11 protein-coding genes and 2 tRNA genes are annotated in these 14,567 nt (G+C 53.5%); 6 read left to right on the plus strand and 7 right to left on the minus strand.

Annotated elements, in window-relative coordinates:
* Position 1: 1 nt before the first annotated feature.
* Positions 2-355 carry a YfeC-like transcriptional regulator gene (locus PGR09_RS13280; protein WP_013878158.1) on the minus strand — a complete coding sequence of 118 codons (354 nt, stop codon included), beginning with the start codon at positions 353-355 and terminating at the stop codon, positions 2-4.
* A gap of 219 nt (positions 356-574) precedes the next feature.
* Here PGR09_RS13280 and PGR09_RS13285 point away from each other — a divergent pair.
* The 3 genes from PGR09_RS13285 to PGR09_RS13295 all read left to right on the plus strand — a co-directional run bounded on the left by PGR09_RS13285 (position 575) and on the right by PGR09_RS13295 (position 3,159).
* A tRNA-Ala gene (locus PGR09_RS13285) sits at positions 575-650 on the plus strand.
* A 41-nt stretch (positions 651-691) separates the two neighbouring features.
* A tRNA-Ala gene (locus PGR09_RS13290) sits at positions 692-767 on the plus strand.
* Positions 768-975: 208 nt separating this feature from the next.
* Complete coding sequence (locus PGR09_RS13295) at positions 976-3,159, plus strand: EAL domain-containing protein (protein ID WP_047045744.1); 2,184 nt, start codon at positions 976-978, stop codon at positions 3,157-3,159.
* A 55-nt stretch (positions 3,160-3,214) separates the two neighbouring features.
* Here the strand turns inward: PGR09_RS13295 and nupC are convergent, their stop codons facing one another.
* On the minus strand, positions 3,215-4,417 hold the full coding sequence (gene nupC, locus PGR09_RS13300; RefSeq protein WP_013878156.1) for a nucleoside permease NupC: 1,203 nt from the start codon (positions 4,415-4,417) through the stop codon (positions 3,215-3,217).
* Positions 4,418-4,762: 345 nt separating this feature from the next.
* Here nupC and PGR09_RS13305 point away from each other — a divergent pair, with 345 nt between their 5' ends.
* Complete coding sequence (locus PGR09_RS13305; RefSeq protein ID WP_045391579.1) at positions 4,763-5,998, plus strand: Nramp family divalent metal transporter; 1,236 nt, start codon at positions 4,763-4,765, stop codon at positions 5,996-5,998.
* Between the two features lie 39 nt (positions 5,999-6,037).
* On the opposite strand, the gene PGR09_RS13310 is transcribed toward PGR09_RS13305, so the two are convergent.
* Both PGR09_RS13310 and mgrA read right to left on the minus strand, forming a co-directional pair.
* A complete protein-coding gene (locus PGR09_RS13310) occupies positions 6,038-6,394 on the minus strand; it encodes a DUF2502 domain-containing protein (RefSeq protein ID WP_013878154.1) in 357 nt (118 codons plus the stop codon).
* Positions 6,395-6,520: 126 nt separating this feature from the next.
* Positions 6,521-7,513, minus strand: coding sequence for an L-glyceraldehyde 3-phosphate reductase (gene mgrA / locus PGR09_RS13315; RefSeq protein WP_088389879.1), 993 nt, complete (start codon positions 7,511-7,513; stop codon positions 6,521-6,523).
* A gap of 176 nt (positions 7,514-7,689) precedes the next feature.
* Between mgrA and PGR09_RS13320 the strand changes: the two genes are divergently transcribed.
* Positions 7,690-9,351, plus strand: coding sequence for an alpha-keto acid decarboxylase family protein (locus PGR09_RS13320; RefSeq protein WP_430916226.1), 1,662 nt, complete (start codon positions 7,690-7,692; stop codon positions 9,349-9,351).
* Here the strand turns inward: PGR09_RS13320 and PGR09_RS13325 are convergent.
* Positions 9,348-10,583, minus strand: coding sequence for an ion channel protein (locus tag PGR09_RS13325; RefSeq protein WP_430916227.1), 1,236 nt, complete (start codon positions 10,581-10,583; stop codon positions 9,348-9,350). The genes PGR09_RS13320 and PGR09_RS13325 overlap by 4 nt on opposite strands.
* A gap of 264 nt (positions 10,584-10,847) precedes the next feature.
* Between PGR09_RS13325 and glk the strand changes: the two genes are divergently transcribed.
* Positions 10,848-11,813: a glucokinase gene (gene glk, locus PGR09_RS13330; protein ID WP_045391567.1), complete on the plus strand. Its 966-nt coding sequence runs from the start codon at positions 10,848-10,850 to the stop codon at positions 11,811-11,813.
* Between the two features lie 40 nt (positions 11,814-11,853).
* Here the strand turns inward: glk and PGR09_RS13335 are convergent, their stop codons facing one another.
* Together PGR09_RS13335 and PGR09_RS13340 are read right to left on the minus strand one after the other, a co-directional pair.
* Complete coding sequence (locus PGR09_RS13335) at positions 11,854-12,597, minus strand: LytR/AlgR family response regulator transcription factor (RefSeq protein ID WP_047066271.1); 744 nt, start codon at positions 12,595-12,597, stop codon at positions 11,854-11,856.
* A gap of 11 nt (positions 12,598-12,608) precedes the next feature.
* Positions 12,609-14,306: a sensor histidine kinase gene (locus PGR09_RS13340; protein WP_047045749.1), complete on the minus strand. Its 1,698-nt coding sequence runs from the start codon at positions 14,304-14,306 to the stop codon at positions 12,609-12,611.
* Positions 14,307-14,567: the final 261 nt, after the last annotated feature.

Raw genomic sequence — 14,567 nt, forward strand, 5'->3', positions numbered from 1 at the left:
TTTACTGGCCGCGTATTCCAAGACGGTTTAACAACCCGGTAATGCCTTCGCGCAGCAGTAGCGACATTAGCTGCTTCTGTTCGCGATGAGTCATCTCTTTGCAGAGCGTAAGCAATAAGGGTTCGAGATCGGTCTCGGCGACCGAATAGGGAGAGGGCGTTTCCGCTACGCGTTGGGCATTGCGGATAAACTCCCGTACCTGCTCGTTAACGTGTACGAGACGCGCTTTGCCTCCCTGTACGCCAGGCCGCGGAGAAGTTTGCCACCCCTCTTTACGAACCCATTTATTTATCGTCTGTCGGCTGAAGCCAGTTAGATGCGCAATTTCTTCCGGAGTCATTCGTTCCTTGAGCATACTATTTCCTGAGTAAATATGTGGGAATTAGTGCTTCATGTTATAGCATCCTTTTACAGGAAATAGTGACATGTTTAACGCCTGCCTGCGATAAGGCTCGCATTGTCAGCTATTTGCCTGCTTTTTCAGCGATTGAATCAGGAGGGGTAATTTTGCCGTTGACACCTGGCGAAGGAATTCATATTATGCCGCCCGTCAACACGACACGCTTTACGTTACGGGGCTATAGCTCAGCTGGGAGAGCGCTTGCATGGCATGCAAGAGGTCAGCGGTTCGATCCCGCTTAGCTCCACCAAATTCTGCACCCAGCGGATTTGGTTCGTAAAGAGGTCCTGTGGGGCTATAGCTCAGCTGGGAGAGCGCTTGCATGGCATGCAAGAGGTCAGCGGTTCGATCCCGCTTAGCTCCACCAAAATTCGAACCCTCGCTACGGCGGGGGTTTTTGCTTTAGCGTCCTCAATGTAAATGATTTTCAGCTTACGTCAGCGTGTATCGAGCAAATAAAAACCAACGTAATTTAGGAATTTTTCTCGGTTTATTTTCTTGCCTGCCATTATTAACCAACATACTATTTTCTGATTGCCTATAATTTTTAGCCGCAGAGGTGTTGATTAACAATAATGACTGACATATTTAACATCAAAGTTAAAAAAACTCTGCTGGCGTTAATTGTTTGTTTGATTTTTATTCCGCTTTCTCGATTAATTTCTCCGCAAACCCTTATCGACGGAAAACAAATTTATCTGGCATGGCTGCCATTAAGCGTCATGTACGCAACCATTTGTATTTTTGGTCGTTATGCCGTTGCTCCCTTGATTGTTGCGTTTGCAATTACTAATACATTTATAATAGATCTAACCTATGCGCAGGCCGCTATCCTATTATTCTGTCAGTTATTTTCCGTCTTTTTCACCTTCGCAATCATGCGCTCGTTGTCGGGAAAAAAATGGCGTAGCGGAAGGCCAGCGAAGCGCCATATCGGTCGTCGTATCTTCTGGGGCGGCTTCTTTGCCCCCATCCTGCTTAAGCTGACGATGTATCTGGCCGGGCGCTTCTTCGCCTTCCCGCTTGCCGTCTCCAGCTACTTCAGTACTGCGTCAATCATCTATTCCGTTATTGATATCCAGGCGTTGATATGCGCCGCCTTAATCTTTACTACCGCTTTCTATTACCCGATGAGAATGATAGTTAGCCCACGTTATCGGCGGGTGTTTTGGCTGCGTCATTGTCAACCGTGGCTGGTGAAAGAAAAAAGAACCTTTACCTTGTACTGGTTTATGGCATTAATCACAATCATGCTGGTGCTTTGTGCGCCTTTTGATTCCGATTTAATTGCCGGATATCTGGTGCCAATTATTTTTATTCTCTACTTCGTTGGTATTGGGCGTCTGGGGCATGAGTTAATTCGCATTACGTGGGCTATTTCGGCATTCTTTTTAGTCGCCTATAACAAAAATTTTCTGCAGGGTGTTCAGTCGGGGTACTCCTTGTCATTTGTCCTGTCGGTGTTAATTTCATTCACGATTTGTTTGTTTTACATGACAGATATTTATTCGCGTAGTGACAGAATTAAACAACGCTGGCGCGATCGAGCTGAAGAAGATCCGTTAACCGGGTTACCCAATTTGCGGGCGCTGGAAGGACATTTGCGCCAGTCGCCGCGGGTTGTTATTAGCAGTCTGCGCATCGAAAACCTGGACTTCCTTAGCCGCCATTACGGCATGATGATGCGGGTAGAGTGCAAGCGGCAAATAGCCCGCCGTCTGCAGCCGCTACTGGACCACCGCGATAAAATTTATCAGCTCCCGGGTAGCGAGTTGTTGCTGGTGATTGAGGGGCCGGAACCGGCTGCGCGGCTAAATCACATCGTCGCGATGCTTAACCACGCTAAATTTAACTGGCATAACCAGGTTCTGGATTTAGAGTTTGGCGCGGCGTGGGGGAGTTACAGCGGCATTGAGACCGAATTACACCCTATGCTCGGCCAGCTTAGTTGGTTATCGGAGCAGGCTGGCGCCGTGCAGCGGGTGCTGGCGTTAGATACCGCGCAGGAGGAGGTTTCTGACCAAACAACCGAACAGGTGCGGATGCTGACGAAAATAAAACAAGCGCTGAACGAGCGTAATCTCCTGCTGTACGCGCAGCCGATTCAGAATGCGGAGGGGGAGGGCTATTACGAAATCCTCACCCGTATGCGCTGCGGCGAGACGATTATCACGCCTGATCGGTTTATTCCACTTATTGCACAGTTTAACCTCAGCCAGCGCTTCGATATGCTGGTGCTGGAAACGCTGTTCAGCCAGCTTGATCAACATCCCGGCCGACGCTTCTCCGTCAATTTGCTGCCGTATACGCTGATGCAAAAGGATAGCGCCGCGCAGATTATCGCGCTGTTTAAGCGTTATCGCGTTTCGCCTGCTTATATCACGATTGAGATAACTGAAGAGCAGGCGTTCTCGAATGCGGATACCAGCATGCATAATATTCAGCTGCTGAGTGAGTTCGGTTGCGCTATCGCCATTGATGACTTCGGTACCGGTTACGCTAACTATGAGCGTCTGAAAAGCCTGCAGGCGGATATCGTAAAAATTGACGGCTGCTTCGTGCACGAAATCGAGAGCGACCAGCTTGATGCGATTATCGTGAAATCCATTATCGAAATCGCGCGGGCGAAACAGCTTACGGTCGTCGCAGAGTACGTAGAGACTCAGGCGCAAAAGGCGATGCTGTTGGCGCTGGGCGTCGATTATTTACAGGGCTACCTGATTGGCAAACCGCAGCCGTTAAGCGAATTGAAGGCGTAAAAAAGCCGGGCGATACTGCAGCCCGGCTTGTTATTTTATTAACGTCTGTTTGTGATTACAGTACCAGCGCAGCGATAGAGGCTGACAACACGCTGACCAGCGTGGAACCGTAAACCAGTTTCAGACCAAAGCGAGAAACCACGTTACCTTGCTCTTCATTCAGGCCTTTAATCGCCCCGGCGATGATGCCGATAGAAGAGAAGTTGGCGAAGGAGACCAGGAAGATGGAGATGATACCTTCCGCACGCGGGGAGAGCGTCGCTGCCACTTTCTGCAGATCCATCATCGCCACGAATTCGTTAGACACCAGTTTGGTCGCCATGATACTGCCTACCTGCAGCGCTTCGCTCGCCGGCACACCCATCACCCACGCAACCGGGTAGAAGATGTAGCCGAGGATCCCCTGGAAGGAGATGCTGTAGCCAAACCAGCCGGTGACGGTGGCGAACAGGGCGTTGAGCGCGGAAATCAGCGCGATAAAGCCGATCAGCATCGCCGCAACGATAATCGCTACTTTAAAGCCTGCCAGAATGTATTCACCCAGCATTTCGAAGAAGCTCTGACCTTCGTGCAGATTGGACATCTGCAGGTTTTCTTCGCTCTGCTCAACGCGATACGGGTTAATCAGCGACAGAACAATAAAGGTGCTGAACATGTTGAGCACCAGCGCGGCAACCACATACTTCGGCTGCAGCATAGTCATATAGGCGCCGACGATGGACATCGAAACGGTAGACATCGCGGTTGCCGCCATGGTGTACATACGGTTGCGCGACATTTTGCCGAGAATATCTTTATAGGCGATGAAGTTTTCCGACTGGCCGAGGATCAGCGAGCTGACGGCGTTGAAAGATTCCAGTTTACCCATGCCGTTAACTTTCGACAGCACGGTACCGATCGCGCGGATGACAATCGGCAGAATGCGAATATGCTGTAAAATACCTATCAGCGCGGAAATAAAGACGATTGGGCACAAAACCTTCAGGAAGAAGAAGGCCAGACCTTTATCGTTCATGTTACCGAATACGAAGTTGGTGCCTTCGTTGGCGAAACCGAGAAGTTTCTCGAACATCTCAGAAAAGCCTTTCACGAAACCCAGACCGACATCGGAGTTCAGGAAGAACCAGGCCAGCAAAACTTCAATAACAAGTAATTGAATAACATAACGAATGCGGATCTGCTTACGGTTGTGACTGACCAGCAAGGCCAGTATAGCCACCACAACGATCGCGAGGACAAAATGCAAGACGCGGTCCATATTTGCTCCAAATATGAGGCAGGTTAAATTTCCGTGCACATTCTATGCAACAAGCCTAAATAAAACGAGATCGAATCCACACTATTGCAAGGATATGTGACCAATAACAAAAATAGTGATCAATCGTACATTTTTGTTATGTTATGCAAAGGTATTAAAAGTTGCATTAATGTACTAATCTGATGAAAGGCGCGTTGTCGACAGCTTCACGCCCGTTTCGTTATTTGGCCTGCTATCGTTCCCTCCTATCAAAGCAATCATTATCACCTTTCTAAATGAACTTGATAATCATTCGCATTTTGATAGCATTAAACATAGCAAAGGCTATATTTCCAGGGGCAGAAAATGACTAACAGTCGCGTTGAGAATAGCAGCGGTCGCGCAGCGCGCAAGATGAGGCTCGCACTGATGGGGCCCGCATTCATTGCTGCCATCGGCTACATCGATCCGGGTAACTTCGCCACGAATATCCAGGCTGGCGCCAGCTTTGGCTATCAATTGTTATGGGTAGTGGTATGGGCGAACCTGATGGCGATGCTGATTCAGGTGTTATCGGCCAAGCTCGGTATCGCCACCGGTAAAAACCTCGCGGAACAGATCCGCGACCATTACCCGCGCCCGGTGGTGTGGTTTTACTGGATACAGGCGGAAATTATCGCCATGGCGACCGATCTGGCTGAATTCATCGGCGCGGCCATCGGCTTTAAGCTGCTGCTCGGCGTTTCCTTATTACAGGGGGCGGTGCTGACCGGCGTCGCCACCTTCCTGATCCTGATGTTGCAGCGTCGCGGGCAGAAACCGCTGGAAAAAGTCATCGGCGGGCTGCTGCTGTTTGTGGCGGTGGCTTATGTGGTCGAGCTTATCTTCTCGCAGCCGGCGTTAGCGCCGCTGGCCAAAGGCATGATTATTCCGAGCCTGCCGAATGGCGAAGCGGTATTCCTTGCCGCCGGGGTTCTCGGGGCGACGATTATGCCGCACGTTATCTATCTGCACTCATCGCTGACGCAAAACCTGCACGACGGCTCGCGCAAAGAACGCTATAACGCCACGCGTTGGGACGTGGCGATTGCAATGACCATTGCCGGCTTCGTTAACCTGGCGATGATGGCGACCGCCGCCGCTGCGTTTCACTTCAACGGCCACACCGGCGTGGCCGATCTCGACCAGGCTTATTTAACTCTCGAACCGCTGCTTAGCCATGCCGCCGCGACGATTTTTGGTCTCAGTCTGGTTGCCGCCGGTCTCTCGTCGACGGTAGTCGGAACGCTTGCCGGGCAGGTCGTGATGCAGGGGTTTATCCGCTTCCATATTCCGCTGTGGTTTCGCCGGACTATCACCATGCTGCCGTCGTTTATCGTGATTATGATGGGGCTGGATCCAACGCGTATCCTGGTGATGAGCCAGGTATTGCTGAGCTTCGGGATTGCGCTGGCGCTGGTGCCGCTGCTGATTTTTACCAGCGATGCGCGGTTAATGGGCGATCTGGTAAACAGTCGCTGGGTAAAACGCATCGGTTGGCTGATTGTGGCGATTGTGGTGGCGCTGAACGGCTGGCTGATTATTGGTTCCGCATTAGATTAATACGGCAACAAAAAAGGGAGCTTTCGCTCCCTTTATCAATTAGTGGTGCCCGTGACCATGTCCGCGCCCGCCGCCAGGGCCTCGGCCCCAGCCGCCACGGCGATCGTTCCAGCCTTCGCGATAGCCGCGCTCGTAAGCACGACCACGATCCCAGCCGCGTTTATCCCAACCGCGATGCCAGCCGTTATCATGGCGATGCCAGCGATGATCGCGCCATTCATAATGACGACGCCAGTAATCACGGTCGCGCCAGCCGCCACCGTCCCAGTAGTTACCGTAACCGTCACGATCGCCAATTTGTAATTTTACCGATGGCAGCAGGGTGATTTCACCAGCATTGGCGATAACCGGCGCGCACGCCAGCAGTACCGCAGCCAGAATCAGTGACCTGAACATACTCTTCTCCTCACGATCGGGTCTTAATGACCTGTTAACCAGATATTACGAGCCGGTAAAGAGGCGTAGCATCAGGGAACTCTTAAATCGCAAGAAATAGCACTTTTTGCCAAAGTAAAAATGAGTTTACACCGCAAGGATCGCATCAATGGCGGCGCACTCTTCAGCGCTGAACTGACGATTGCTTAGCATACCCACGGCATCGTCCAGTTGCGCCGTTTTACTGGCGCCGATCAGCACTGACGTCACTTTATCTTCACGCAGCACCCAGGCCAGGGCCATCTGTGATAGCTTCTGTCCGCGGCGCCCGGCAATGGCGTCAAGCTGGCGGACTTTTTCCAGCCGCTCGGCGGTGAGCTGTTCCGGCTGTAAAAAACGGCTATTGCTGGCTGCGCGCGAGTCTGGCGGAATACCGTTTAGATAGCGGTTGGTCAACTGCCCGCCAGCCAGCGGTGAAAACGCTATACTTCCCACGCCTTCGGCCTGCAGCATCGCTAATAATCCTTCTTCCACCCAGCGTTCAAACATCGAATATTTGGGTTGGTGAATCAGGCAAGGCGTGCCGAGATCGTTGAGGATAGCGATAGCCTGACGCGCCAGCTCAAGCGGGTAGTTCGATAAACCAACGTAGAGAGCTTTTCCCTGGCGAACCAGATGATCCAACGCGCGCATAGTCTCTTCCAGCGGCGTTTCCGGGTCCGGGCGGTGGTGATAGAAGATATCGACGTACTCAAGACCCATCCGCTTCAGGCTCTGGTCGAGACTGGCGACCAGATACTTGCGCGATCCCCAGTCGCCATAAGGACCGTCCCACATGGTATAGCCGGCTTTACTGGAGATGATGAGTTCGTCGCGGTAGGGCAGAAAATCTTCTTTCAGGAACCGCCCGAAGTTGCTCTCCGCCGATCCCGGCGGTGGGCCGTAATTGTTCGCCAGGTCGAAGTGGGTAATCCCGAGGTCGAAGGCGTGACGCAGCAACTGGCGGCTGACCTCGACCTGTGTCTCATCGCCAAAGTTATGCCACAGACCGAGAGATATCGCCGGTAGCTTCAGGCCGCTGCGCCCGCATCGGCGGTATTCCATGGTCTGATAACGCGTGTCGCTTGCCTGGTAAACCATACTTCCTCCGCATCAAAACAGGGTGTGTATACGTTTACACTAATCAATGTTGCACGCGGAGTATATGGGGATAACGCGTAAATTTTGCTTTCCACCCTCATTATTGCTCACAATCTGGACAGGTAAAACGCATATCTAATACTCAGATTACCTGCACAACAACAAGGATTATGGATATGCAACCGACTTACACCATTGGCGATTATCTGCTGGATCGTCTCGTAGATTGTGGTATCGATCGCCTGTTCGGCGTACCTGGTGATTACAACTTACAGTTTCTCGATCACGTGATAGCCCATCAAAATTTGGGATGGGTCGGCTGTGCTAACGAACTGAACGCGGCCTACGCCGCAGACGGCTATGCGCGTATAAAAGGCGCCGGCGCGCTGCTAACCACCTATGGCGTAGGTGAGTTAAGCGCGTTAAATGGAGTGGCCGGTAGCTATGCGGAACATATCCCGGTGCTGCACATTGTGGGCGCGCCATCTACCGGCGCGCAGCAGCGCGGCGAACTGCTGCACCATACCCTCGGCGATGGCGATTTCACCCATTTCTCGCGGATGAGCGAACATATTACCTGTTCTCAGGCGACGTTAACGGCGGGCAACGCCTGTCACGAAATTGACCGGGTATTAAGCGACATGCTGACCCACCACCGCCCAGGGTATCTGATGCTGCCTGCCGACGTGGCGAAGGCCCGTGCGGTGCCGCCGGCCCGCGCGCTGGTCATTAAGGGCCCCGCGGCCGATGAAAACCAGCTTGCCGGCTTTCGCGAGCACGCGGCCAAACTGTTGCGCAGCAGTCGCCGCGTGTCGCTGCTGGCGGATTTTCTCGCTCAGCGTTACGGTCTGCAAAACACACTACAGCAGTGGGTTAAGTCCGCGCCTATTACCCACGCCACCATGCTGATGGGGAAAGGGCTATTTGACGAACAAGGCTCAGGTTTTGCCGGGACCTATAGCGGGATCGCCAGCGCGCCGCAGACTCGCGAGGCGATGGAAAGCGCCGATGCCATCATCTGCGTGGGTACGCGCTTTACCGATACGATTACCGCCGGCTTTACCCATCATTTGCCAACGGAGAAAACCATCGAAATCCAGCCGTTCGCCGCGCGGGTTGGCGATCACTGGTTCAGCCGGATCCCGATGGATCAGGCGCTGGCGGCACTCATTGACGTTTCTGGCAAGCTGTCCGCCGAATGGAGCGCGCCAGATATCATCGCGCCCGACGCTTCCGGCGCGCCGCAGGGGAATCTGACGCAGAAAAGCTTCTGGAGTACGGTCGAGAAACAGCTGCGGCCGGGCGACATTATTCTTGCCGACCAGGGGACCTCGGCATTCGGCATCGCCTCATTAAAACTTCCCTCCCAGGCGACGCTGCTGGTGCAGCCGCTATGGGGCTCAATCGGCTTTACGCTACCTGCCGCCTACGGCGCACAGACAGCCGCCGCGGACAGAAGGGTGGTATTAATCATTGGCGATGGCGCCGCCCAGCTCACTATCCAGGAGATGAGCTCAATGCTGCGCGATAAGCAAAAGCTGTTAATTTTGCTGTTGAATAATGAGGGCTACACCGTCGAGCGCGCGATTCACGGGCCGGAACAGCGCTACAACGATATCGCATTGTGGGACTGGAGCCGCTTCCCCGATGCTTTTGCGCCGGATACGCCTTCCCGCTGTTGGCGGGTAACGCAAACCGGCGAATTGGCGGAGGCGATGGCCGATAGCGTTAATTCCGATAAGTTAACGATGGTCGAAGTCATGCTGCCGAAAATGGATATTCCTGATTTCTTACGCGCGGTCACCCAGGCGCTGGAAAATCGCAACAACCGCGGCTAATCGCCGCGGCGTTTGGCAATCATCAACGGCTTCCCGGCCAGCAGTAGCCAGGCCGGGAGCATCACGATACAAAGCAGCGGCAACAGGGTGGTGTCAGGCACCACTACTGACGCCATAAACAGACTCAGCCAGCCGTCGCGGGTAACGACCAGCACCAGGCCGAGGATCGCGCAGGAGATGGTAATGGCGGCCGGTACCGCTTCAACGTGAGCATGCAGCATTAGCCCCAACGAGACGCCGACAAACACCGCCGGGAAAATACGCCCGCCGCGGAAACCGCATGCGGACGCCAGCACCAGCGCCGCCAATTTCACCACGGCAATGAGCAGAAAATCGCCGGCGCCAAGCGTCTGGCTGGAGGCCAGTTGCTGCATTTCGTCCAGACCTTTAAATAGCGTAATATGTCCGCCGATAACGCCCAGGATCCCCAGTAAAAAACCACCGATTCCCAGCATTAACACCGGATTTTTCAGCCGGTGGATGAGCGCGTGCAGACGCGGCAGACACCACACGGCGACCATGCCCACGGCGATGGCGATAAGCGTGACAATCGCGCCGCTGATGATATCGACGATGCGCAGGTGCGGATAGTGCGGGATTGGCAGGGTGAAATTGGGATGGAAAAAAATACCGGTCGTCAATGCGCCTGCCGCCGCCGCCAGCAGCGGGGCGAACAGCCGGTCCCATAACGGAACGTCGCTGCTGTTATTGAGCGTTTGCGAAAAAATAAGCGCCGCGGCAACCGGCGTGCCGAACAGCGCGCCGATGGTTCCCGACGCGGCGAGAATTGTCCAGTCCAGCGAACTTACCCGTGGAAACAGACGCGAACCGAGGGCGACGGCAAGCGCTATATTGACGACCATGATCGGATGTTCCGGCCCGAGACTGACACCGCCCGCGAGGCCGAGAATCAATGCCGCCAGTAACCCCGGTAGCGCGTTGGTGGCGATGGGCGCGCCGATCAAGGATTCGGTTGCCGGATCCGGCCCCCCATGACCGGGGCTGAAACGGACTACCAGCCCCACGGCAATCCCGGTGAGAGTGAGGATGGCAATTATCCACAGCGGGCTATCGGCGGCAATGCCGACATGCGCCGGCAGGTCGCTCCACAAGATGCTCTGTAGGACTGCGGCTATCTTCATCGCCACAATCAATACCAGGCTGGATGCGATACCAATAAGAATGGCGGGTATCGATAACAACAGCATCGTTCTGGCGCGCGGGTGCAGCATGAAGGGTTCCTTTTAAATGTCCTGAAGCGCTACTTTGCCTGTCTCTGTAAAGAGCTTCGGCGCAAATGGTGCTGAAACGATAAACTTAAGGCCAAACCTGACGTTGCGTGTATGACATAAACTGGCATGTTACATAGATTACAGTCTAAATGTGACCAATGTCGCTAAACTACCGGCGGCTGTACGTTGGTCGTTGTTGTTATGTCGCCATGAATTTACAGTGTGCGAAAAGAATTATTTTGACTTTAGCGGAGCCGTAACGGAATGACAAAATTTGCTTTAGTAGGAGACGTCGGCGGAACTAACGCCCGTCTGGCGTTATGTGATATCGCAAGCGGGGAGATTTCCCGCGCTAAAACTTATTCCGGGCTCGATTACCCAAGCCTTGAGGCCGTTGTACGCGTCTATCTCGACGAACAAGCCGTGAAGGTCGAGGATGGCTGCATCGCCATTGCTTGCCCCATCACCGGCGACTGGGTGGCGATGACCAACCATACCTGGGCTTTTTCTATTGCCGAGATGAAAAAGAACCTCGGATTTGCGCATCTGGAAATCATTAATGATTTCACCGCGGTGTCGATGGCGATCCCAATGCTCAAAACTGAGCATCTGATCCAGTTCGGCGGCGCGCAACCGGCGGAAGGTAAACCGATCGCCGTCTACGGCGCTGGTACTGGTCTTGGCGTAGCGCACCTGGTACATGTTGATAAACGCTGGGTGAGCCTGCCGGGCGAGGGCGGCCACGTCGATTTCGCGCCGAATAGCGAAGAAGAGGGCATTATTCTTGAGGAGTTACGCAACGAGTTGGGCCACGTGTCCGCCGAACGCGTTTTGTCCGGCCCTGGATTAGTTAATCTGTATCGGGCTATCGTTAAATCCGATGGCCGTTTGCCGGAAAACCTACAGCCGAAGGACGTCACTGAACGTGCGCTGGCGGATACCTGCATTGATTGTCGCCGCGCGCTGTCGCTGTTCTGCGTCATTATGGGGCGCTTTGGCGGTAACCTGGCGCTAACCCTTGGCACATTCGGCGGCGTGTACATCGCGGGCGGCATTGTCCCGCGTTTCCTTGAGTTCTTTAAGGCGTCGGGTTTCCGCGGCGGGTTTGAAGATAAAGGGCGCTTTAAAGCCTACGTGCAGGATATTCCGGTCTATCTCATCGTTCATGATAACCCTGGCCTGCTCGGCTCCGGCGCGCATCTGCGCCAGACGCTTGGGTATATACTCTAAGCCACTCTCAGTCGGGCGGCGTTTGGCGCCGCCCATCTCATTACAGATTCATCAACTGGCGAAACTCTTTTACCTTACTGCGGCTGACCGGCACCTGAAACTCAAGGTCGCGCAATCGTAGGACGTAGGTGTTGTTGAACCATGGTTCAATTTCGCGGATTTTATTCAGATTGACGCAGTACGAGCGGTGACAGCGAAAGAAGTGCGCAGCCGGCAGCTTGCTGCAGAATTCGGTGATGTTCATCGGCATGACGAATGATTCACGGCGCGTATAGACGAAGGTCATTTTCTCATGCGCTTCCGCGTAATAAATATCGTGAATGCTGGTGACGATGATCCGCTCGTCTTTAATCAGATTAATGGTGTCGTTTTCGCGGGTTGGGTTGTGCGCGGGCGTGCCGCTTACCGCCACTTGCTGCTGTTGCTGCCAGGCGCTGGACAGCTTCTGCAACATATTAATAATCCGTGATTCCTGATAAGGCTTGAGGATGTAGTCAAACGCTTCCAGTTCAAAGGCTTCCACCGCATGTTCTTTCCACGCGGTGATAAAGACGATGAACGGCTTATGCGCGAACTGGCTAATATTTTGCGCCAGCAGCACGCCATCCAGCGAGGGGATATTGATGTCGAGAAAGATGGCATCGACTTTATTGTGCTGCAGGAATTTCAGCACGTCGAGACCGTCGTCGAAGGTGCCGACGATCTCCATCTGGCTGTGGGTGTTAATCAACCAGGTGAGTTCCTGCTGCGCCGGGAACTCATCCTCAACAATAATGACTTTCATGTTTTCTCCGCTCATGGCAACAGCGATACCGGTTCAGTCGCCGGGGCGTGCTGGTTGGGGACGTAGAACGCAATCTCCGTCCCCGGCGTCAAGCGGCGGATATGCAGCCCTTCGCCGTAGAGCAGTTTCACCCGATGATGAACATTCAGCAGGCCAATTTTATTACCCGGCATCTCGTCGGCTTCGACGCGGGCCACCACCGCCGGGTCAATACCGTTCCCGGTATCCCGTACGCTGATGCGCACCCGGTTTCCGCATTCGTTGATGGCGATAGTCACCACGCCCTTGCCCCGACAGGGTTGAATACCGTGGACGATGGCATTTTCTACCAGAGGCTGAATGAGCAGGCTGGGGATGACGCAGCTGACGTCCTCATCAATATCATAAATCACCGTCAGCTTGTCGCCGAATCGCGCCTGCTCGATCGCAATATAATCCTTAATTTGGTATAGCTCGCGCTTGATGTCGATCTGCTCGTCATCTTTTAACTCAATGTTATAGCGTAAATAACGCGACAAATTGAAAATCAACTGCCGGGCGGTATCCGGATTCATACGGATGGAAGAGGAGATGGCGTTAAGCGCATTAAACAGAAAATGGGGATTTATTTTACTCTGCAGGGCGCGCAGTTCCGCTTTATTGGCCATTTCACGCAGCTGTTCGGCCCGGGAGACCTCAAGCTGGGTGGAGATTATTTGCGACAGGCCGATCGCCATCTCCTGCAGCGAGGAGGTAATACGATGCGCGTGGCAGTAGTAAATTTTCAGCGTGCCGGTCACCACACCTTTCTCGCGTAGCGGAATCACCAGCATGGAGTGGATCTCCGGCGTTCTGTAGGCTTCATCGTTGTTTTTAATGATGATGGTGTCGCTTTCAATAGCTTTACGAGTCGTTGGGCTGATATCGTTGTTGCGATCGTTATAGTTATTTTCCCCATAGCCAACGTAGGCCAGCACCCGGTCAGTGGTGGTAATCGCGACCGCATCGGCATTGATGTCCCGGCGAATAATATCGCAAACCTGACGCAGCGATTCGCTGTTAACGTGGCGGAACAGCGGCAGCGTTTTGTTGGCGATATCCAACGCCAGTTTTGCCTGGCGCGCCGCGCTGGCCTCTTTCTCGCCTTCCACGCTCTGGACCAGCAGCACAATAAAACCGATGCAGATGCTGCCAAGGATCATCGGAATACCGATTTTGGAGACAATATCGATCCCCAGCGCCAGCGTCGGCGCCCACAGCACCACGAGGATCATGGTTAGCGTTTCGCACAGCATCCCGGCCAGAATCCCCACCTTCCAGCGCTGGGCTTTCGGAATTTTGCGATTAATAAGCCCGGAAAGTAGCCCGGCGACAATGCTGGTGATAAAGCAGGGGATGGCCGTTACACCATCAATATCAATGAGATAGCGGTGTACCCCGGCAATCACGCCGACAATCGCGCCGACCCACGGCCCAAACAGGATCCCGCCGGACATCACCGCGATAATCCGTACGTTGACCAGCGAACCCTCTACCGGAACGCCGGACCAGGTGCTGAACAGCGCAAACATGGAGAAAATGGCGGTGACCGCCAGCAGCTCGCGAGGCGTATGCGCCGATTTATGCAGCAGTTCGCGGAACAGGCGTAAGCGGATAAGAAAAAAGAGGCAAATGAGCATTAATGCCGCGCGGTCAAAAACCGCCAGCAGCATATTAAATATATCGTGCATGGATGCGCCCAGGATTCGCGGGAAAGCAATATGATAGAAAACCTCACGCCAGAAGGCTAGCAGCAGAGATAAATGGGGAACAGGCTTAAAAATTAAAGGGGATAAGTCGCTCACTCCAGCTATCAGGGCATTTATGAGTAACGATGATACATTTGAGTATTATAAATGATATCAATATGTTGATTGTTTATTTACGTTACATTCGTTTTGGGAACACGTTCTGCCGCATACTGAGGCGTGATGACCCGTTTTACGCGTGGG

The organism is Klebsiella sp. 141251 (assembly GCF_050600725.1).
Classification (GTDB): domain Bacteria; phylum Pseudomonadota; class Gammaproteobacteria; order Enterobacterales; family Enterobacteriaceae; genus Klebsiella; species Klebsiella aerogenes.